The sequence below is a fragment of the Pseudomonas sp. SJZ079 genome (assembly GCF_007993865.1).
GTDB lineage: Bacteria > Pseudomonadota > Gammaproteobacteria > Pseudomonadales > Pseudomonadaceae > Aquipseudomonas.
Window position 1 is genome coordinate 101,685 of sequence record NZ_VIUH01000011.1, and the last position, 20,023, is coordinate 121,707.

The following is a 20,023-nucleotide window of genomic DNA, read 5'->3' on the forward strand; positions in this document are numbered from 1 at the left end:
CCTTGCTCCTTACGGGTCAAGGGTTATGGTCGACTAAGGAGATAAGCACAATGTACAAGCATTCGATCTTTCGGCGTTTGGCTGTCGCGTTAGCAGCGTTGCATATCCTTATGGTTGTGCAGGTCCCGATGGCCAATGCCGCGATGATAGGCACGTCCGAAGTTTTGCAGCAGCAACAGCAACAGGTGGACCGTCAACAGCTGATGAGCATGCTCGATGATCAAGGCGTGCAAGAGAAGCTGCAGAGCATGGGGGTCGAGCGTTCGCAGGTCGAACAGCGGATCAATAGCTTGACTGGTGCCGAGCTGGCGCAATTCAATCAGCAGTTGCAGGATGCGCCGGCGGGCAGTGGTGTGGTCGGTATCATCGTGCTGTTCTTGGTGATTTTCATCATTACCGACCTGCTCTGCGCTACTAATATCTTTAGCTTCGTCAAATGCATAAATCGTTGAGCATTGCGCGGTTTCTTCCCGCTGTACTCGTTCTACTGCTAGGCGCGTGTGCGAGGTCTCCGGTGTTGCCGCCGGAGACCTCGCGGCTGCCCGAGCGTGTTGAGCTCACTAGCGTGCCGTTTTTTCCACAGACGGCTTATCAGTGTGGGCCGGCGGCGCTGGCGACCATGCTCAATCAACGTGGGGTCGTGACCAGTCCCGGCTTACTCAAGGATCGGGTATTCATTCCTGAGCGTGAAGGCAGTCTGCAGGTCGAGATGGTCGCCACTGCCCGGGCGCACGACATGCTGGTGTATCCCGTGCCGCCACGTTTGGACGCTCTTTTGGCGGAGGTGGCAGCGGGTAATCCGGTATTGGTGTTGCAGAATCTGGCCTTCGATTGGTATCCCCGTTGGCATTTCGCGGTGGTGGTCGGTTATGACCAGCGCGAGCGCACCTTGATTCTGCGCTCGGGTACGACGCGACGCTGGCAAAGCGATTTCACTAGCTTCGACAGCACTTGGGCGCGTGGTGGGCGCTGGGCGGTATTGACCTTACCTGCGGACAAATTACCGGCCCAACCTGAGTTGCGACCCTGGCTCAAGGCTGCCAGCGATCTTGAGGAAACCGGGCATATCGAGGCGGCGCAACGTGCCTTCCGTGCGGCTACCCAGCATTGGCCTGAGGAGTCCCTGGGGTGGTTTGCTTTGGCCAACAGTCATTATTCCCGTGGTGATACGCGCGAGGCTGAGGTAGCGCTGCGCAAGAGTCTGGCACAGGAACCCGATTTCGCTGTGGGTTGGTTCAACCTCTCGCAGATATTGGGTGAACGCGGTTGCCAGCAGAGCGCCAAGCAGGCACTCGCTTGCGCTCAGCGCTTGGCCCCTGACGACAAACGTTTTGCCGTGGGGGCAGGTCAAACCCTGGTTGCTTCCGGGCAGTGCGCGTTACCTCCGGTGTGCCCCCTGGCTAACTGATAAAAGCTGCATAGCAAAACGGCGCCTGAATGGGCGCCGTTTTGCTTTTGGCCAATGGTTAGAAGCCGAGCTTGTCACGCAAGCTGTAGTACCAGGCCCCCATCGCGGTGAAGGGCACCCGGAACAATTGACCGCCGGGGAAGGGGTAATGCGGTAGCCCGGCGAAAGCGTCAAAACGCTCGGCCTGGCCGCGCAGCGCTTCGGCCAGCACCTTGCCGGCTAGGTGGGTGTAGGTTACGCCGTGACCGCTGCAGCCTTGCGAATAGTAGATATTGTCGCCGAGCCGGCCAACCTGAGGCAGGCGTGACAGCGTCAGCAAGAAGTTGCCGGTCCAGGCGTAATCGATCTTTACATCCTTCAGTTGTGGGAAGGTCTTGAGCAGGTTCGGCCGGATTATCGCCTCAATATCGGCCGGGTCGCGTGCGCCATAAACCACGCCGCCGCCGAAGATCAGGCGCTTGTCGCCGCTGAGGCGGTAGTAGTCGAGCAGGTAGTTGCAGTCCTCGACGCAATAGTCCTGAGGCAGGAGGCTTTTCGCGAGTTCATCGGAGAGTGGCTCAGTGGTGATCACCTGGGTGCCGCACGGCATCGATTTAGCCGCTAGCTCGGGGATCAGGTTGCCCAGGTAGGCGTTGCCGGCGACCACCACGAACTTGGCTTTGATCCGCCCTTGCGGGGTATGTACCACTGGGTTGGCGCCACGCTCGATACGAATGGCCGGGGACTGCTCATAAATCACACCGCCGAGGGATTCAACCGCCGCCGCCTCACCCAGTGCCAGGTTGAGCGGGTGCACATGCCCGCCACTCATGTCGAGCATGCCGCCTATATAGTTGTCGCTCGCGACGACTTCTCGGATGCGCTTGGCATCCATCAGTTCCAGCTGGGTATGGCCATAGCGTTCCCAGAGTTTTTTCTGCGATTCCAGGTGGCCCATTTGTTTGTCGGTGATTGCCGCAAACACACCACCGTCTTTCAGGTCGCACTGGATGTTGTACTTGGCGATGCGCTCACGAATGATCCGGCCGCCTTCGAATGCCATTTGCCCAAGCAACTGAGCCTGCTTGGGCTCGACGGTGCGTTCAATGACATCGATGTCGCGGCTATAACTGTTGACGATCTGTCCACCGTTGCGGCCTGAGGCGCCAAAGCCGACTTTTGCGGCTTCCAGCACGCTGACCTTGAAGCCGCTTTCCAGCAGAAATAGCGCAGTGGATAGGCCGGTATAGCCAGCGCCGATAATACAGACGTCCGTTTCGACCTCGCCGTTTAGCTCTGGGCGGAGTGGAACTGGATTGGCTGAAGCGGCGTAATAGGATTGTGGATAGGCCGTGTGCGTCATTTTTTAATACCTGTTCTTTATTTTTTACGAATGGCGCGATGCTACCTGAGTTAAAAATCCTCGGCTAGTGCCCTGTGCAAAATCCTAAACGTTCGGTTAGCAGTAAAAAATTCGCTTATTCAGTCAGTTAGCGAAAAAAGTGTTGACTCTTTTTAGCGCCTCCGTAGAATGCGCACCCATCGTAGGCACGTAGCTCAGTTGGTTAGAGCACCACCTTGACATGGTGGGGGTCGTTGGTTCGAATCCAATCGTGCCTACCAAATTTGGTAGAAAGGGTCGCTTAAGCGACCCTTTTTTATTGGGCGACTTGTCAGGGCTGCACCTTTCTGGAAGCATCCTGCAATCGCTTTTCGTGCGTTTAAACCTCCAGTGACTCTGGTTCGGTTCAGGTTGGCTCTTGAGCTCCTGCCACTGTAAGGCAGGCACACCGCCGAATCACTTACTGGCTCATCCCAACCCACGTGGCCTTTGGTAGAGGTCACCACTAGGAGAGGAGGCGCCATGCCCACTATCACTCTTCCCGACGGCAGTCAGCGTTCATTCGATCACCCGGTATCCGTTGCCGAGGTGGCGCAATCCATTGGTGCGGGCCTGGCCAAGGCCACGCTGGCCGGTAGGGTCAATGGCCGGTTGGTCGATGCCAGCGATCTAATCGACAGCGATGCGACCCTGCAAATCATCACGCCGAAAGATCAAGAGGGGCTGGAGATTATCCGTCACTCCTGTGCGCACCTGATCGGCCATGCAGTCAAGCAACTGTTTCCGACCGCCAAGATGGTGATCGGGCCGGTGATCGAGGGAGGCTTCTATTACGACATCGCCTCCGAGCGTCCTTTCACCCTGGAGGATGTCGCTGCGATCGAGCAGCGCATGCAGCAGTTGATCGAGAAGGACTACGATGTCATCAAAAAGGTGACGCCGCGTGCCGAGGTCATCGATGTTTTCCAGTCTCGCGGCGAAGACTACAAGCTGCGTCTGGTTGAAGACATGCCAGACGAGCAGGCCATGGGTCTGTACTACCACGAAGAGTACGTGGACATGTGCCGTGGTCCGCACGTGCCGAACACCCGCTTCCTTAAAGCCTTCAAGCTGACCAAGCTATCCGGCGCCTACTGGCGTGGTGATGCCAAGAACGAACAGCTGCAGCGGGTCTATGGCACGGCCTGGGCCGATAAGAAGCAATTGGCGGCTTACATTCAGCGTATCGAAGAGGCTGAGAAGCGCGACCATCGCAAGATCGGCAAGCGCCTGGATCTGTTCCATACCCAGGAAGAAGCACCGGGCATGGTGTTCTGGCACCCGAATGGCTGGACCTTGTATCAGGTGCTTGAGCAGTACATGCGCAAAGTGCAGCATGAGAACGGCTATTTGGAGATCAAGACGCCGCAGGTGGTCGATCGCTCGCTGTGGGAGAAGTCCGGGCACTGGGCCAACTACGCCGAAAACATGTTCACCACTGAGTCGGAAAGTCGGGATTACGCGATCAAGCCGATGAACTGCCCTTGTCACGTGCAGGTGTTCAATCAAGGCCTGAAGAGCTACCGCGAACTGCCGATGCGTCTGGCCGAGTTCGGTGCCTGCCATCGCAATGAGCCGTCTGGAGCACTGCACGGCATCATGCGCGTGCGCGGCTTTACCCAGGACGATGCCCACATCTTCTGCACCGAAGAGCAGATGCAGGCTGAGTCGGCTGATTTCATCAAGCTGACCCTGGCGGTCTATGCCGATTTCGGCTTTACCGACATTCAGCTCAAACTCTCGACCCGTCCGGAAAAGCGCGTGGGCTCTGATGAGTTGTGGGACCGCGCCGAGCAGGCGCTGGCCGATGCGCTGGAAAGCGCTGGCCTGTCCTATGATTTGCAGCCGGGTGAGGGGGCTTTTTACGGTCCGAAGATCGAATTCTCGTTGAAGGATTGTCTGGGGCGTGTCTGGCAGTGTGGTACCCTGCAGCTCGATTTCAATCTGCCGATCCGTTTGGGTGCAGAGTTCGTCAGCGAGGACAACAGTCGCAAGCATCCGGTGATGTTGCACCGTGCGATTCTCGGTTCCTTCGAGCGGTTTATCGGTATTTTGATCGAACACTATGAAGGGGCATTTCCGGCTTGGCTGGCGCCTACGCAGGCTGTGGTGATGAATATCACCGATAAACAGGCTGAATTTGCTCAAGAAGTCGAAAAAACCCTCAATCAAAGCGGGTTTCGTGCCAAGTCTGACTTGAGAAACGAAAAAATTGGCTTTAAAATCCGCGAGCATACTTTGCTCAAGGTTCCCTATCTCTTGGTTATCGGAGATCGGGAGGTTGAAATGCAAACTGTCGCCGTGCGTACCCGTGAAGGTGTTGATTTGGGCTCGATGCCCATCAGTCAGTTCACCGAGTTCCTCGCACAGGCGGTTTCCCGGCGTGGTCGCCAAGATTCGGAGTAATAATTATTAAGCGTGAAATGAGACAAGATAAACGAGCTGCACCTAAAGCGCCGATCAATGAGAATATCTCGGCACGCGAGGTTCGGTTAATTGGCGCTGAAGGCGAGCAAATTGGCATCGTCTCGATTGATGAAGCGCTTAGAATTGCTGAGGAATCCAAGCTGGATTTGGTGGAGATTTCCGCCGATGCGATTCCCCCGGTTTGCCGGGTCATGGACTACGGCAAGTCGATCTTCGAAAAGAAGAAGCAGATTGCTGCTGCAAAGAAAAACCAGAAGCAGATCCAGGTTAAAGAAATCAAGTTTCGTCCAGGGACGGAGGAAGGGGATTACCAGGTAAAACTACGCAACCTGGTACGTTTCCTTAGTGATGGGGACAGGGCCAAGGTTTCATTGCGATTCCGAGGCCGTGAGATGGCGCATCAGGAGCTGGGCATGGAGTTGTTGAAGCGGGTTGAAGCTGACCTGCTTGAATACGGCACCGTTGAACAGCATCCAAAGATGGAAGGACGCCAGCTGATCATGGTCATCGCCCCCAAAAAGAAGAAATAACCACCAGGGCACGGCAGGCCTTGCGGTTATGTTTATCAACTGAATGCGGAGTATCCGAACATGCCAAAGATGAAAACTAAGAGTGGTGCAGCGAAGCGTTTTCTGAAGACTGCTTCAGGCTTCAAGCACAAGCACGCTTTCAAGAGCCACATCCTGACCAAAATGTCCACCAAGCGTAAGCGTCAACTGCGCGGGAGCACCATGGTGCATCCGTCTGACGTGGCAAAGGTGGCGCGCATGCTGCGCGTTCGTTAATTCGGTCAAGATAGAGGAAGTTACTCATGGCTCGTGTAAAGCGCGGCGTTATTGCTCGTAAGCGTCACAAAAAAATTCTGAAACTCGCTAAAGGCTACTACGGTGCGCGTTCGCGCGTATTCCGCGTTGCCAAGCAGGCAGTGATCAAGGCAGGCCAGTACGCCTACCGTGACCGTCGCCAGAAGAAGCGTCAGTTCCGTGCACTGTGGATCGCCCGTATCAATGCTGGCGCTCGTGTAAATGGCTTGTCCTATAGCCGTTTCATTGCTGGCTTGAAAAAGGCAGCAATCGAGATCGACCGCAAGGTATTGGCTGATCTGGCAGTGAACGAAAAAGCGGCGTTTGCTGCGATTGTCGAGAAAGCGAAAGCCGTACTGGCTTAAGTCCCCGACAATCACCGGGCTCGCCCGGTGCTAAACGTCACCAATAGGGGAAGAGCCTTTAAGCTCTTCCCCTATTTCGTATCTGGAGTCTGTAAATGGAAAATCTGGATGTGCTGGTCTCGCAAGCGCTAGAGGCCGTGCGCCACACCGAAGATGTGAATGCCCTGGAGCAATTACGGGTTCACTATCTGGGTAAGAAAGGCGAGTTGACCCAGGTGATGAAGACTCTGGGCAATCTGTCTGCTGAGGAACGCCCTCAGGCCGGTGCTTTGATCAATGCCGCCAAAGAGCGTGTTCAGGGGGCGTTGAACACCCGTAAAGAAACGCTTGAGCAGGCGGCCTTGAGTGCCAAGTTGGCGGCAGAGCGCATTGATGTGACGTTGCCGGGGCGTGGTCAGACTTCGGGTGGATTGCATCCAGTGACTCGCACGCTTGAGCGTGTGGAGCAGTTTTTCACCCGGATAGGCTACGGCATCGCCGAAGGCCCTGAAGTGGAAAACGACTACCATAACTTCGAGGCACTCAATATTCCCGGCCACCATCCGGCGCGGGCGATGCACGATACCTTTTATTTCAACGCGAATATGTTGCTGCGCACCCATACCTCGCCGGTCCAGGTGCGCACTATGGAGTCTCAGCAGCCGCCGATCCGGATTGTCTGCCCGGGCCGGGTGTACCGCTGCGATTCCGATATCACCCACTCGCCGATGTTTCATCAGGTTGAAGGCTTGCTGGTTGATGAGGGGGTCAGCTTCGCGGACCTCAAGGGCACCATCGAAGAGTTCCTTCGGGTGTTCTTCGAGAAGCCTCTCGGTGTGCGTTTCCGGCCGTCCTTTTTTCCATTCACCGAGCCATCGGCCGAAGTCGACATGCAGTGCGTGATGTGCAGCGGTAAAGGTTGCCGGGTCTGCAAGCAGACCGGCTGGCTGGAGGTCATGGGCTGCGGCATGGTGCACCCTAATGTGCTGCGCATGTCCGGCATCGACCCTGAAAAATATCAGGGTTTTGCCTTCGGCATGGGTGTGGAGCGTCTGGCTATGTTGCGGTATGGCGTTAACGACTTACGCCTGTTCTTCGATAACGACCTGCGATTCCTGGCGCAATTTCGCTAGAGCCGCACGACCGTAACCGAATTGTTTTAGGAGAGCAGGATGAAGTTCAGTGAACAGTGGCTGCGTAGCTGGGTAAGCCCTCAGGTATCCCGTGATGAGTTGGTGGCGCGCCTGTCGATGGCGGGTCTCGAGGTTGATAGCGTCACGCCGGCTGCCGGTGTTTTCAGTGGCATAGTTGTGGGCGAAGTGCTGAGCACTGAGCAGCACCCTGACGCTGATAAGCTGCGCGTGTGCCAGGTCAGCAATGGCAGCGAAGCGTTTCAGGTCGTGTGCGGCGCGCCGAATGTGCGCCCCGGTCTGAAGATTCCATTCGCGATGATCGGTGCCCAGCTGCCGGGTGACTTCAACATCAAGAAAGCCAAGCTACGTGGCGTCGAGTCCAATGGCATGCTCTGCTCGGCGTCCGAGTTGCAGATCAGTGAAGACAACGATGGCCTGATGGAGCTGCCGGATGATGCGCCTGTGGGGCAGGATATCCGCGTCTACCTCGATCTGGATGACGCCAGCATCGAGGTTGATCTGACTCCTAACCGAGGCGACTGCTTGTCTTTGGCTGGGCTGGCGCGCGAGGTTGGTGCCTTGTACGCTGCTCCAGTCACGCGCCCTGTGGTTGTTGCGGTCGTGGCCAGCCACGATGAAGTCCGCCCGGTAGACGTGCTGGCTGCGCAAGCCTGTCCGCGTTATCTCGGTCGGGTAGTGCGCAACGTCGACTTGTCCAAGCCGACACCGTTGTGGATGGTTGAGCGTCTGCGACGCGCCGATGTCCGCAGTATCGATGCGGCTGTCGACGTGACGAACTACGTCATGCTTGAACTGGGTCAGCCGATGCATGCGTTTGATCTGGCCGAGATCAATGGTGGTATTCGTGTGCGTATGGCCGAGGACGGCGAAAAGCTCATTCTGCTTGACGGCCAGGAAGTAAGCCTACGCGCTGATACTTTAGTCATTGCCGATCACCAGCGAGTCCTGGCGATTGCCGGTGTGATGGGCGGTGAGCACAGCGGTGTGAGTGGCAAGACGCGTGACTTGTTCCTCGAAAGCGCTTTTTTCGACACCATCGCGATTGCCGGCAAGGCTCGCACCTATGGCTTGCACACGGACTCTTCGCACCGTTTCGAGCGTGGCGTCGACTGGCAGTTGGCTCGTGAGGCAATGGAGCGGGCGACTGGATTGTTGCTGGATATAGTGGGTGGTGAAGCTGGGCCGATCATCGAGGTGGTCAATCAGGAACAGCTGCCGAATCTGGTGCCGGTCACCTTGCGTGCAGATCGAATCGAACAAATGCTTGGCTTGAAAATAGGCGACGAAGAAATCGTCCGGTTACTGACTGCGCTGGGATTGGGGATTAGCTCTAGTGGGGAAGGGCAGTGGCAGGTCGAGGTGCCGAGTCACCGTTTCGATATCAGTTTGGAAGTCGATCTGATCGAAGAGCTGGCGCGTTTGTATGGTTATAACCGCTTGCCAGTACGCTATCCGCAAGCGCGTTTAGCGCCGCAACCGAAGGCCGAAGCCGCTGTTGAACTGCCGGCACTGCGTCGACTGTTGGTGGCGCGAGGCTACCAGGAAGCGATTACCTACAGCTTCATCGATCCCAAGTTGTTTGAGTTGTTCAGCCCAGGTGTTGAGCCGTTGCTGTTAGCCAACCCCATTTCTGCCGACATGGCGGCCATGCGTTCATCGCTATGGCCAGGCCTGATCAAGGCGCTTGAGCATAACCTCAATCGCCAGCAGTCACGTGTGCGGCTATTCGAAAGCGGTTTGCGCTTTGTTGGTCAGTTGCAAGACTTGCAGCAAGAGCCAATGCTGGCGGGGGTTATCTGCGGCAGCCGTTTGCCTGAGGGGTGGGCGCATGGTCGCGATAGCGTCGATTTTTATGACGTAAAAGCCGATGTCGAAGCGTTATTGGCCAGTGCTGGGGCTGCGGATAGTTTCAGTTTTGTGCCGGATGAACATGCGGCTTTGCATCCGGGGCAAACGGCGCGTATTGAGCGTGATGGTCGCTTGGTTGGTTTTCTGGGCGCTCTTCACCCCGAGCTGGCTAGCGTGCTGGGCCTCGATCAAACGGTGTATATGTTTGAACTGGTCTTGAGTGAAATCGCCGTGGGGCGCATGCCTAAGTTCCATGAGTTGTCGCGCTTCCCGGAAGTACGTCGCGACTTCGCTTTGTTGGTGGATCGCGAGGTGCCGGGGGCAGCGTTGCTGGCGGCTATCCGTGATGCCGCTGGTGAGTGGCTGACAGACCTCAGGTTATTTGACGTATATCACGGTAAAGGTATTGATCCGCATAGAAAAAGCCTTGCAGTCGGCTTGACCTGGCAGCATCCATCGCGCACTCTTAATGACGATGAGGTGAGTACCACAACGCAGAATATTCTTGCCTCCCTGGAACAAAGGTTCAACGCCACGTTAAGGAAGTAGCGTATGACGGCTCTGACGAAAGCTGAAATGGCGGAACGTCTGTATGAAGAGCTGGGCCTGAATAAACGGGAAGCCAAGGAATTGGTGGAACTGTTCTTCGAAGAGATCCGCCAAGCGCTGGAGCTCAACGAACAGGTCAAGCTCTCGGGGTTCGGCAACTTTGATCTGCGCGATAAGCGTCAGCGCCCCGGTCGTAACCCAAAAACAGGAGAGGAGATTCCTATCACGGCGCGCCGTGTGGTGACTTTCCGTCCAGGCCAGAAACTTAAAGCCAGGGTCGAGGCGTATGCTGGAACCAAGTCATAACGACGAATTACCTGTCATACCCGGAAAACGGTATTTCACGATCGGTGAGGTCAGTGAACTCTGTGCGGTCAAACCGCACGTCCTGCGTTATTGGGAGCAAGAGTTTCCTCAACTCAATCCAGTCAAGCGCCGTGGTAACAGACGATATTACCAACGACAGGATGTGTTGATGATTCGTCAGATCCGCGCGCTGCTGTATGACCAAGGCTTCACCATTGGAGGCGCGCGTCAGCGTCTCTCTGGTGATGAAGCAAGAGATGATACGACTCAGTACAAGCAGCTCATTAGGCAGATGATCACTGAACTGGAGGATGTTCTGCTGGTGCTTCGTAAGTAACGAGCAGAGTCAAAAAGTTTCCATATTTCAGAAGCTTAATGTATAGTTCGATCCGTTTTCGGTTACTCGGAAACGGATTAACGCCTAGTCGGGGCGTAGCGCAGTCCGGTAGCGCACTAGCATGGGGTGCTAGGGGTCGAGTGTTCGAATCACTCCGTCCCGACCATATTTGTCAATGAAAAGCCCGGTTCGGAAACGACCGGGCTTTTTCATGCCTGCGGTTTTGGTGCCTATAGTGTAAGCGCGCGTCGGCTTTGGCACTGGCTTACGGGATGCTTGGCATAGCCATGAGCGCCAGGCTTCGCGGGATGATTGGCATTGTAGTTAGGTGCCTTTGCTATTTCACCGCATGCAGGTGAATCTCTACCATCGCATCAATGCGTTCTGGCGTTTCTTCCCCGGTCAGTTCGGCAATTAGCTTCCAGTGCTGATCCAGCTCCTTGCTCACTGCCTCCATGCGGGCAATCATTTTGGAAGCCGCCGCACGTACGCTCGGATCGGTACTGCGTAGCAAGTCAAAGGACAACGTGGCCATCGACGCCGTCAGGTGGGTAATGCTTCGCGAGGTAAGCGTAAGCAGTTCAGCGAGCAGGTGTTCCTTGTTTGTCATGTCGGCCGTCCTTGCCGTGAAGATCAGAGCTGGGGTGGTACTGCAAACCACGGGATGACGTAGCTGAGCACAAGCAGAGTCGCTGTCGAAATTACGAGTGTGCGGGTCAGGGCGATATCCTTTCGCGAGAGTGGCGCCGCTATGCGAAGGGCTTTGTATTGTTCATCTACAGGCAGTCGAAGGCGCGGGGTGCGCGTCAAATTGCTCGCGGCTCCATCGGCACAACCGGTTCACACTCGGCTGCAGGCTGATGGATGAGCTTTAGTTCGGAAGCCTGGTTGAAGCCGATATAGGTGCCGATGAGGCCGGCGGCTACGATGGCTGCTGAGGTAAGCAAGATGCGGGGGATGGGGCGAAGCATTGCAACTCCTTATGCATGATTGCCGTCCTGGCCCAACTAGCTTAACACTGCATTACCGGCACCCTGCAACAGGGTCAAGCTAGCTGCTGATAACTCTCAAAGGTCCTGATGTTCACCCGCACATAGTCGAGGCCGCGAATCTCGATAACGTACAGTTCCGAGGCTGGAAGGGTCAGCACGTAAGGCGCCTCGCCCGTGCCGTTGACCGCAGTGCCGGCCGGGAGGTCGCATAGCACGCCCCAGCCTTCAGGAATGGTCAGGTCGAATGTCTGGCTGCTGTTAAACGGGTACAGGTCAATGCTGATATTCAGCGCCCTGTAGTTAATATTCGCGTAACTGAACTCGAACAACAGTGCGGCGGCATTGCTGGCGGGTGAAAAGATGTGGGCGCTTACCTGGTCCGCGAGCGTTAACTGTTCGGACTCCGAAAACTTCGCGAACCTGCCCAGTGCATGTACATCAGCGAGAAAGCTCGTAATCGATCCGGCGGTCAGGCGCCCGCTGATCTGAGTGCCGGCGGGCAGGTCAAGCGCGGAGGTACCCTCTTGGGCTCGCTGAACGAGTAGCTCGCCATCGGTATTGCTGAAGACATAGAGCACCTCCCAGGCTATTTCCGCGCCATGCTCGTCGGTTAGCGCTGCAGTAACGGCATAAAAGCCCCCGCCAAGGTAGCCGACCAAGCCCACCAGTTCAGCGGCAAGCATGGCATCAATTGTCATCTGGCCGTCTGTGGCCGTGGCCGGCGCCGTCAAGGTTGCCGCCCAGTTGTTGAGGAATAGCTGCATGGTGACTCCTTAGATGTGGATGGCGGTGACCGAGTCGACGTACAACTCATGCGTGACGGGGTTGTAGCTTCCGGTCAGCGAGAACGGGTCAGACTCGGCGACCGGGTTGTCCCACAGGGCCTGGCTGGCGATGAACCGGTGCTCCTTACTGAACTGCGAGCCGGTCTGTGGGTTGTACAGGCTGTGCTGGGCCTTGATGAGTTGGTTTCTGACCCGCCGCAGGCCGTAACTCGCCTGGCTGTACTGCCCGCCGGTGTAGACCGTGAAGTTCGCGGCGCTGCCCCAGGCATAGGGCGTCCACTGGGCGATAAACGACTGGTTGGCTGGGCTGGTATAGCTGTAGGCCTGTGCGCCGTTGATCGTGAATGAGTCGGTGCGCGTGCGTCCGTCCGTCCAGACCGGCGCCATGGTTTTGGCATCGATATGGGCAGGCGACAGCGTGGCCGCGTAGCCACCAGCCGCCTCGAAGAACAGCACCTCCGTTTTGCTGCCGGCGTAATCGCGGCGCAGGCGGCCCTGGTCCACGGTGCTGCCATTGCGCTTGACCAGCACCTCGTGGGTCTCCGAGGCAGTCGCCGTGCGCTCAACTGAAAAATCTATGCGGCCGTGCGCTTCCGAAGCGTTCTGCCCTTCGGGAAAGCCCGCTACCAAAGTGCCGCTGGCGCTGACGAAGCTCGGCGCGTCATAGGTCTCGTCGAGCGTCCACAGCAGGTCGGCGCTCAGCGTGACGATCTGGTCGGCATCGTCGTAGACCAAGTTCAGAATGCGCTCGGATCGGTTGCTGATCGCTGTGCGCGTACCCACCGGCCAGAGGTTCGGCGTGCCGGGGGGCGGCACAACCAAGTCAACGCCGATCATGCTACCGGTCAGTGTGCGGTCGGCCACGGCATAGCTCATGCCGGCCGCGAGTAGGTAGCCAATCCGGCCATCCGCGTCACTGGTCTGCGCATTGCCCAGGCAGTCGGCGCGGCTATGCACCACCGAGAGGCTCAGGCCGAAGTCCGGGCCGACGCCGGTACACTCCAGTTTCAACCAGCCGCAAGCGAAGTCGCGCGTCGTTTCGGCGCCCTTTGCATACAGGGCGATCAGCACTTCACGCCCGTGGCTGGCGATGCTGGCCGTACGCAGGAGCACTTTTGGCTCGGTGGTGCCGAGCGGCTCGCCGTCTTGCTGCAGGTCGGCCAGGGTGGCTTCGATCTGCACGGGGGCGACCGGCGCCTGGCCGAGATAGCCGAACGGCACCACGTCGAACTTCAACGTCAGCGCCTCGCCGATATCGATCAAGCTATCGCCGCGCACGTTTGGCACCGCAACCGGCTTCACCAGCCATCGGTCGCCGGCAGCGTCGATGCACACCCAGCCGCTCATGCGCAGCCCATTCGCCGCCGACCAGTGGTCACGCGCAATGCTCGTATGCAACAGCGTGTAGTTCTGCCAGGTGCGCCCAAGGGCCGCCTGCTCGGTAGTTTCCTCGGGCGTCAGGCTCAATGGTGCGATGCCCGGCAACCGCAACACATGTAAGTCGCCGCCGCCGAAATAATACTCGCCAATGGCGCCGTCCAGGTTGGGCGGGAAAGGTGGTTGATTGATCGGCAACTCTGCGCCGCCCGCATCGCCCACCCGCAACTTGGTCTGATAGCCAGGGCTGATCAGCAGGCCATGCCACGGAAAGCCCCACAGTGGCTGCGTCATAGAGTCCCCGGCGTGGCGAAGTCCATGACCACCTCGGCGCCATTGGCGTCGGTAAAACTCTGTTTCTTGAGGGCTGGTAATACGAACAGGCCGTCACTCGACACCAAGCCGGCGGGGTAATACTCGCGGTCCGCCACCTGGCTGCCGCCTTGATCCTTGGTTTTCTCGGTCAGCGGGCTGGCAATGCCGCCGCTCGTGGGCGCTGACGTATAACCCGCCTGCACGCGCTTGCCCTTGAGCGGCCCGCGCGGCTCTAGCTGGCGCAGTTCTTTGCGTGCTCGCGGTTTCAGCAAGGCGTTAAGGTTGCGGACTAGATCGGCGTCGCTCATGCCACCTCCGTTATCAGTAGGTCGGTCGGGATGTTCAGTCGGTAGAGAGAGGCGCCCTCGGCCTCGGTGGGGTCGCGGTAGGCCGCGTCGATATCCGGGGTGGCGATCTGCAGGCGGCGCGGGCAGGTTTGGCTGCCAGGCCAAGGCACGGAATAGTTGCCCGCGAAGCCGTCCAGCGCTTCGTCGTAGGGCGGGCTCAGTTGATCGCCGCCGAGCTGGGTGGCCAGCACAGTGGAGCCTGGCGGCGCGGCGCCCAGGTCGATCTCGGGCCGGGGCGGCTGCACCAGCTCGTCGGCCGTGGCCGCCTCGCCACCGCGATAGATGGCCAACTCAATGGCGGCGATCTCACTACCGCTGTCCAAGTCCCAGGTCTGCTGAATGGCCGCCACCTTACCTCGCGCCTGAATACCGCCGGCATCCACCTGGCAGGTATGGGCCGTGTCGTACACCGCGTCGGTGATCGGCGTTAACCAGGTCACGCGGGTACGCCGATGGCTCTCCTCGATGCGCACCGCCTCGCGGTGCAGCCCGGTCAACAGCACGGCACTGCGGCGCGCCGCGTCGTCCTGGTCAACCACCCAATCATTGAGGCTGTCCTGGGTCGCGCCGGTGGGCCGCGCCGAAGCCGGCAGGGCTTCCCAGCTGCGGCTGTCGTAGTCCACGTCATCGTTGTAGCGCTCGCGCTCCAGGCGCTCACCAAAGGTAGCGATGGAGCCGGGAGCCTCCAGCACCAGGCTGTAGCGCTCGGTCAGGGTCTGCGCCGTGCGCCGTGCCACCTGGACGGTAAAGCCGAGCATGTGCGGGTCGGCGGTGAAGGTATTGATCCAGGCCCCGCCGTTGCCGCAAGGGTCGGGCATGCTGGGCGGCAGTGCTTCAATCGAAGGCTCGCCTAGCAGATCCCAGTCGGCCTGGCTGAGCGCATCGGTCAGCATGCTCAACGTCGGCAGTTCACTCGAGCGACTCAGCCACACACAGAAACTGCCCGCCGGGTGCTCCCACACATAGCCATGCTCACGATGGCGCAGGCGCACATAGCGGTACTCCAGCGTCAGCTCCAGCTTGTTCAATGGCTGCTCGGTAGCGGGCACCACCCGCAGGCTGCCGGCAATGATCGCATCGGCCCCGAAGGCGAAATGCGGCACGGCCGCCGCGCGCCAGGAGGTGACGCGCAACGCACCGTCAGGCGCACAGTCGAGGTCTATCGGCAGGGTCTGCCGCCGCGCCTCAGCGTACTCATAGTGGCTGGTCAGCTCGCCGGACACGGCCGTCGCATAGTGCCCTGGCACCAGCGCATCGATCTGCTCGACGCTCATCTGCTCCAGGCGGTTCTGCCGATCACAGCTGGCGCTCAGGGCGATGACGTTGCGCCAATGGTCGTACTGCGCGGGCAAGGTCAGGCCGGTGAAGCGCAGGGTCTCGCTGACCAGGCTCTCGCCCTCATAGCGACGGCGATACACCTGCAGCGTCTTGCCAGACCAGCTGTCCAGGTCGATCAATCCCGGTTCTGCCACCAGGCTCAAGTGGCAGAAGCGGGCGGCGTTTGCCTCGATGTCCAACTTGACGCGGCCGGTCAGGCGCGCCGAGATATCGACCGAGCCGAGCATCACCCGCAGGCTCCAGCGCGCGCCTTCCGGCAGCACCACCACTTCGGTCTGAATAGGCGCCGTCGCCCGGCGTGCACCGGCATTGATCGCCGCAGCATTGATCAGGGCACCGTTGATCAGCATCAGCGCTCCCTCGCCTCGAATGCCCAGTCATAGCGGCCGGTGCTTTCGTCCAGCTCGGCGACCACGCCGCCTGGCATCACCACACTGAAGCGCGGCAGCCAGCACACCCGATAGCGCGCGGCACCGGCTATCGGGCTAAGCGTGGCCAGATCATCGGTCATGACCACGTCAGTATCGATCCAGCGAGAACCGACCTGGGCAATTGCCCACGGCTCCACATCTGGCCGGCGCTTCGCGGCTGGCGGCAGTTGGTACTGCAGGGCAGTGCCAACCATCGCGCGAAGCTTGATGCCCCACAGGTCGACGGGCTGCGATCCATCGACCTGAAGCAAGGCCGGCTCTAACTGGCCGGCCCCGCTGACACTGAAACGAAACCGCCGCCAGTGCTCCTGGACATACGCCGTGCCGTCCATCATGCGCAGCTCTTCAAACCCGCCGAATGCCTCCTCGCGCCAGCGGATCGTGCCGCAGTCAGGCTCGATGGCGATGCCATCAACCAGTACGGCAATAGGCACCTGGATCATCTAGGCCCTCCAAACTTGATGGCCGCACGCTCCAGGTCATCCTGGAAGCGCTGCACCTCGGTCGGTGAGCCCTCCAAGGCATAAGAGCCGCCCCAGGGCATGGCCAAGTTGAGCGGCTGGCGCTCGCCAACACGGTCTAGGCCGCGCGGGATGGCAGGGATATCGGGAATCAGCGGGTCGCGGGCCGGCAGCTGGCCGGTGCGGTTCATAAAGTCCAGGTTGGCGGCGCCCAGGCTGCGCGCCGAGTTGGCGTTGAGCATGAACTCACGACGCGAGGCGGCGACCAGAATGCTGTCGCTGGTGGGTGAACCCGGCCCGTCGATCCAGCCGCCTGTGGCGCGCTTAACGGGCTCGCCGTTGATGATGTTGCCGGCCTGGCCATTCGCTGCAGCGCTAGCCTTGGCCTGGTCGGCATCGGCACCGATGTAGTTGACCGGAATTACCATGTATTGCTTAAGTCGCTCGGCCAGGTCGCGGGCCTGCTGCTCCAAAGCGGCAGACGACTGCTCAAAACCGGTGAACTCGATGTCGATGCGCTTGAACGCCTCGGCCTGCGCCAGCAGGTCATCCATGCGCGCCTTGATCTCGTCGACCCTGCCCTGGGCGTCGATGCGTTCCACGTCGGCCTGCAGCTCATCGAGGCGCGCGGCCTGGTCGGCGATTTGCCCCAGCTCGCCAGCAATGCCGGCAAAACCATAGGTATTGGCGCCGCTGTCCTTGAGTTCGCGGAGGATCTCCGCCGCCTCGCGCGCCTGACGGATCGCCTCTTCCGAGTCACCACGCTGCAGCGCCTGGCGGGCGCCTGCCTTGAGCGCAGTGACGTCGCCGAAGGTCGCCGGGCCGTCATCAGCCGGGGCGTTCATGTCCTTGACCAGCTGCGCGAATTCCTTGGCCAGCGCCGCCCGCGCTTTCATCGCCGCCTGGGTTTGCTGGTTGGCAGCTTCCAGCTTCTTGTTGGCCGCCTCGTAGGCCAGTATCTCGCCCGCTAGCGCGGTCTGGATGTCCTTGAGCTGCTCGCTCTTGATCTTGGCCAGGGCGGCCTTGTGACGGCTTTCGGCGGCCTCGCGCTCGGCCTGTTCATTCTTGATCGCACTCAGCGCCTTGCGGAACTCCGTGGCGCGACGTTGCGAAGCGAGGGCGTCCTGGTTGATTTCATTGGAGGTGTCCTGGCGGCTCAGCAGCTCGCCCTGGGCGCGGTAGTGCTCCTCGGCCAGACGCAGGCGTTCGGCGTAAGCCTGGCGCTCGCTCTCAGTCATCCGTGCCAGGCTCTCGGCCGGCAGGATCATCGCGTCGGCGTACTCGGTGGTTTTGTCGATGGTCTGCTGCAGGCTCTGCTGGTAGTCGGCCTGGCTCTTTTCCAGCTCGCGAATCGCCTGGATCGAGTCATACAGCTCGACCAGGTTGCCGCCCGTCCAGCTGACCACGCCCAGGGCCAGGGCGCCTTTCGCCAGCTTGGCCACGTCGGCCAGGGTTTTCAGCTGCGGGATCAGGCCCGAGGTGGCGGCACCGACGCCGCCCATGCCCTGGGCGGCCCCCGCAGCGGCGCCAGGGGTGGCGGTGAGGTGTGCCAAAACCAGGCCGAAGGGGTTGCGCAAAGCGAGCATGGCCGCACGCATGCTTAACGAGGCGGCAACCACCGCAACCAACCCGGCAACGACGTTTCGGATTGGCGCTGGCAACTCATTAAAAGCAGTCAGCGCGCCTCGACCCATCTCTACGATAGGGAGAAAGGCTGTCGCGGCCTCGCCCAGCTGCAACTTGAGTTCGCTCCAGGAGGCGTTGAACCGGTCCAGCTCTGCCTGCGGCGTGGCGGCCATCTTGGCGTAAGCAGCATCCAGCGAGCCGCCGGCGTCGCCCATGGCCACCACCTCGGTTTTGAGCCCGGCCATGTTCTGCGTCAGTGCCAAAACCGCCGTGCGTGCCTCCACATCCGGCAGAATCTCGCGCATGGCCGCCAGGCCCAGGTTGCGACCCGCGATGTCCTCCAGAGTTGCAGTCAGGCCGCGCCACTCAATACCCAACTCGACCATGGCGTCTTTGGCCACACCGCTGGGCGCGGCCAGGGCGTTGATCGCGCCCTTCAGCGCGGTGGTGGCCTGCGGCGTGCGGATGCCCGCCTTGGTCATCAGGGCGATGGCGGCCGCCACCTCGCCGAATTCCACCCCGGCCGCCTTGGCAGTGGGCAGGGTGTCGCCAATGTAGTTGGCCAGCTCCGGGAAGGTGGTCACCCCGTCGCGCACCGCCAGGAACAACTGGTCGTAGCGGGCACCCAGGTTCTCGATGCCCTCGCCATAAGCGTTGACCACCGCCAGGCCACCACGCACGGCGGTGGCGGTGTCGGTCACGCCGGCCACCGCTGCCTTGGTCGCCTGCGCCAGAGTGCTGATGCTGTTATCCGGCGATACGCCGGACGAAAGAATGTCGTACAGCGCGGAGGCCGACTGGGTGGCATCGCGGCCCATGTCCTGGCTGAGCTGACGCACGTCGGTGGAGAGCGCCTGGAACTGCTGCTGGTTGAGGTCGGTGATGCTGTTGACCTCGCCCATGCGCTGGGCGAACTGGGCGTAGAAGCGCAGCAGACTGCCGCCGGCATAGGCAATAGCGCCCATGCTGGCGATGGCCGCGCCGGCTTGCAGGCGTACCTGGCCCAGGCTGCGCGCCCAGCCGTTGGTGCTAACCTCCAGCTCGCCCACCCGCTCGCGCAGGCGCACTTTGGCCTGGGCCAGCTCGGCCGTGGTCAGCATGCCGGTGCGCTGCAACAGTTGATATTGGCGCTGCAGCTGGACGATCTCGCCACGAATCTCGCGGTGCGGACGCACGCCCAGCGCCTGGCGGGCACCGGCCAGCCGTGCCTGCTGGTTAGCGGCTTTGCTGACCTGGGCGAAGTCGGCCGCCAGGCGCTTCTGCTCGTTGCCCAGGCGATTGGTGTCGACGCCGGCACTTTTCAAGGCGCCGGACAATTGGCTGAACTGGGTGCGCTGGCCAGCAATCGCCTGTTCCAGGGCTTTCGCCTCGGTGGTGGCGGCCCGGTAGGCTTGCTGCTGCGCCTTGGTCGGACGCTCGGTGCTGATCAGCTCATTGGCCAGCTCGCGTAGCTTGTCTCGCGTCGCATTGAGTTGCTTTTGGTTGTCGACTAGGCTGTTCTGCAGGTCACGCAGCGAGGCGATCTGCCCCAAGGGCTTGCGCAGCTGCTCCACCAACGCCACATAGCCCGCGCGGAAGTCCTGGATCTGACGGCGGCCTTGGTTGGCATCAACGGATATTGAGAGACGGACATCAGTCATGAAACTCGCTCACTTTGTTTTACTTGCGCTGCTGGTAATAGCGTTCGTGCTGCCAAAACTGATGTGGTGGCTTATCGGAGCAGCGTTCGTTGTGGCTTTTGCCCTTCTGCTTATTTCAGGGCCGGCATATTTCGCGGGCCTGTTCCTACCGCGCCCACCCAAGCGCTAGCGCGGC

20 protein-coding genes and 2 tRNA genes are annotated in these 20,023 nt (G+C 59.9%); 13 read left to right on the forward strand and 9 right to left on the reverse strand.

All coding sequences use genetic code 11. The features are described from left to right. Window positions 1-50: 50 nt before the first annotated feature. Window positions 51-452 (forward strand): PA2779 family protein, encoded by a 402-nt coding sequence (locus FBY03_RS12090; protein ID WP_147172584.1) that lies wholly within the window; start codon window positions 51-53, stop codon window positions 450-452. After that, window positions 437-1,408 carry a PA2778 family cysteine peptidase gene (locus FBY03_RS12095; RefSeq protein ID WP_147172585.1) on the forward strand — a complete coding sequence of 324 codons (972 nt, stop codon included), beginning with the start codon at window positions 437-439 and terminating at the stop codon, window positions 1,406-1,408. The genes FBY03_RS12090 and FBY03_RS12095 overlap by 16 nt, the downstream gene beginning before the upstream one ends. Before the next feature lie 58 nt (window positions 1,409-1,466). Here FBY03_RS12095 and FBY03_RS12100 read toward each other — a convergent pair whose 3' ends face one another. Continuing rightward, window positions 1,467-2,750, reverse strand: a complete 1,284-nt coding sequence (locus FBY03_RS12100; RefSeq protein WP_147172586.1) for an FAD-binding oxidoreductase — start codon at window positions 2,748-2,750, stop codon at window positions 1,467-1,469. A gap of 183 nt (window positions 2,751-2,933) precedes the next feature. Here FBY03_RS12100 and FBY03_RS12105 point away from each other — a divergent pair. From FBY03_RS12105 to FBY03_RS12150, 10 genes are all read left to right on the forward strand, one after another. Further along, a tRNA-Val gene (locus FBY03_RS12105) sits at window positions 2,934-3,010 on the forward strand. Between the two features lie 241 nt (window positions 3,011-3,251). Next, window positions 3,252-5,174, forward strand: coding sequence for a threonine--tRNA ligase (thrS, locus tag FBY03_RS12110; RefSeq protein WP_147172587.1), 1,923 nt, complete (start codon window positions 3,252-3,254; stop codon window positions 5,172-5,174). Beyond that, complete coding sequence (gene infC / locus FBY03_RS12115) at window positions 5,174-5,725, forward strand: translation initiation factor IF-3 (protein WP_178090655.1); 552 nt, start codon at window positions 5,174-5,176, stop codon at window positions 5,723-5,725. The genes thrS and infC overlap by 1 nt, the downstream gene beginning before the upstream one ends. Before the next feature lie 60 nt (window positions 5,726-5,785). Beyond that, the gene (rpmI, locus tag FBY03_RS12120) at window positions 5,786-5,980 is read left to right on the forward strand and encodes a 50S ribosomal protein L35 (protein WP_010489097.1); all 195 of its coding nucleotides are present in this window, start codon (window positions 5,786-5,788) and stop codon (window positions 5,978-5,980) included. 26 nt (window positions 5,981-6,006) lie between these two features. Continuing rightward, entirely contained in the window at window positions 6,007-6,363 is a 357-nt protein-coding gene (gene rplT / locus FBY03_RS12125) for a 50S ribosomal protein L20 (protein WP_025167768.1), read from the forward strand. Window positions 6,364-6,458: 95 nt separating this feature from the next. Further along, complete coding sequence (pheS, locus tag FBY03_RS12130) at window positions 6,459-7,475, forward strand: phenylalanine--tRNA ligase subunit alpha (RefSeq protein ID WP_025167767.1); 1,017 nt, start codon at window positions 6,459-6,461, stop codon at window positions 7,473-7,475. 39 nt (window positions 7,476-7,514) lie between these two features. Further along, the gene (gene pheT, locus FBY03_RS12135) at window positions 7,515-9,893 is read left to right on the forward strand and encodes a phenylalanine--tRNA ligase subunit beta (protein ID WP_147172589.1); all 2,379 of its coding nucleotides are present in this window, start codon (window positions 7,515-7,517) and stop codon (window positions 9,891-9,893) included. A 3-nt stretch (window positions 9,894-9,896) separates the two neighbouring features. After that, window positions 9,897-10,199, forward strand: coding sequence for an integration host factor subunit alpha (gene ihfA, locus FBY03_RS12140; protein ID WP_025167765.1), 303 nt, complete (start codon window positions 9,897-9,899; stop codon window positions 10,197-10,199). Next, window positions 10,180-10,536, forward strand: coding sequence for a MerR family transcriptional regulator (locus FBY03_RS12145; protein WP_147172590.1), 357 nt, complete (start codon window positions 10,180-10,182; stop codon window positions 10,534-10,536). Before ihfA ends, FBY03_RS12145 begins: the two co-directional genes overlap by 20 nt. Window positions 10,537-10,625: 89 nt before the next feature. Next, window positions 10,626-10,702 (forward strand) — tRNA-Pro (locus tag FBY03_RS12150). 171 nt (window positions 10,703-10,873) lie between these two features. Here the strand turns inward: FBY03_RS12150 and FBY03_RS12155 are convergent. The 8 genes from FBY03_RS12155 to FBY03_RS12185 form a co-directional block, all read right to left on the reverse strand. After that, a complete protein-coding gene (locus tag FBY03_RS12155; RefSeq protein ID WP_147172591.1) occupies window positions 10,874-11,146 on the reverse strand; it encodes a hypothetical protein in 273 nt (90 codons plus the stop codon). A gap of 196 nt (window positions 11,147-11,342) precedes the next feature. Continuing rightward, complete coding sequence (locus FBY03_RS22970) at window positions 11,343-11,507, reverse strand: hypothetical protein (RefSeq protein ID WP_156088615.1); 165 nt, start codon at window positions 11,505-11,507, stop codon at window positions 11,343-11,345. Between the two features lie 74 nt (window positions 11,508-11,581). Next, window positions 11,582-12,292 (reverse strand): hypothetical protein, encoded by a 711-nt coding sequence (locus FBY03_RS12160; protein WP_147172592.1) that lies wholly within the window; start codon window positions 12,290-12,292, stop codon window positions 11,582-11,584. Window positions 12,293-12,301: 9 nt separating this feature from the next. Then, window positions 12,302-13,984, reverse strand: coding sequence for a hypothetical protein (locus FBY03_RS12165; RefSeq protein WP_147172593.1), 1,683 nt, complete (start codon window positions 13,982-13,984; stop codon window positions 12,302-12,304). Then, window positions 13,981-14,313, reverse strand: coding sequence for a hypothetical protein (locus tag FBY03_RS12170; protein WP_147172594.1), 333 nt, complete (start codon window positions 14,311-14,313; stop codon window positions 13,981-13,983). Before FBY03_RS12170 ends, FBY03_RS12165 begins: the two co-directional genes overlap by 4 nt. Continuing rightward, the gene (locus FBY03_RS12175) at window positions 14,310-16,040 is read right to left on the reverse strand and encodes a hypothetical protein (protein ID WP_147172595.1); all 1,731 of its coding nucleotides are present in this window, start codon (window positions 16,038-16,040) and stop codon (window positions 14,310-14,312) included. The genes FBY03_RS12170 and FBY03_RS12175 overlap by 4 nt, the downstream gene beginning before the upstream one ends. Continuing rightward, window positions 16,040-16,564 carry a hypothetical protein gene (locus tag FBY03_RS12180; RefSeq protein WP_147172596.1) on the reverse strand — a complete coding sequence of 175 codons (525 nt, stop codon included), beginning with the start codon at window positions 16,562-16,564 and terminating at the stop codon, window positions 16,040-16,042. The genes FBY03_RS12175 and FBY03_RS12180 overlap by 1 nt, the downstream gene beginning before the upstream one ends. Beyond that, a complete protein-coding gene (locus tag FBY03_RS12185) occupies window positions 16,561-19,848 on the reverse strand; it encodes a phage tail tape measure protein (RefSeq protein ID WP_147172597.1) in 3,288 nt (1,095 codons plus the stop codon). The genes FBY03_RS12180 and FBY03_RS12185 overlap by 4 nt, the downstream gene beginning before the upstream one ends. On the opposite strand from FBY03_RS12185, the gene FBY03_RS22975 reads away from it, so the two are divergent. Further along, on the forward strand, window positions 19,847-20,017 hold the full coding sequence (locus FBY03_RS22975) for a hypothetical protein (RefSeq protein ID WP_156088616.1): 171 nt from the start codon (window positions 19,847-19,849) through the stop codon (window positions 20,015-20,017). The two genes, FBY03_RS12185 and FBY03_RS22975, sit on opposite strands and share 2 nt — an antisense overlap. The last annotated feature ends 6 nt before the right edge of the window (window positions 20,018-20,023 follow it).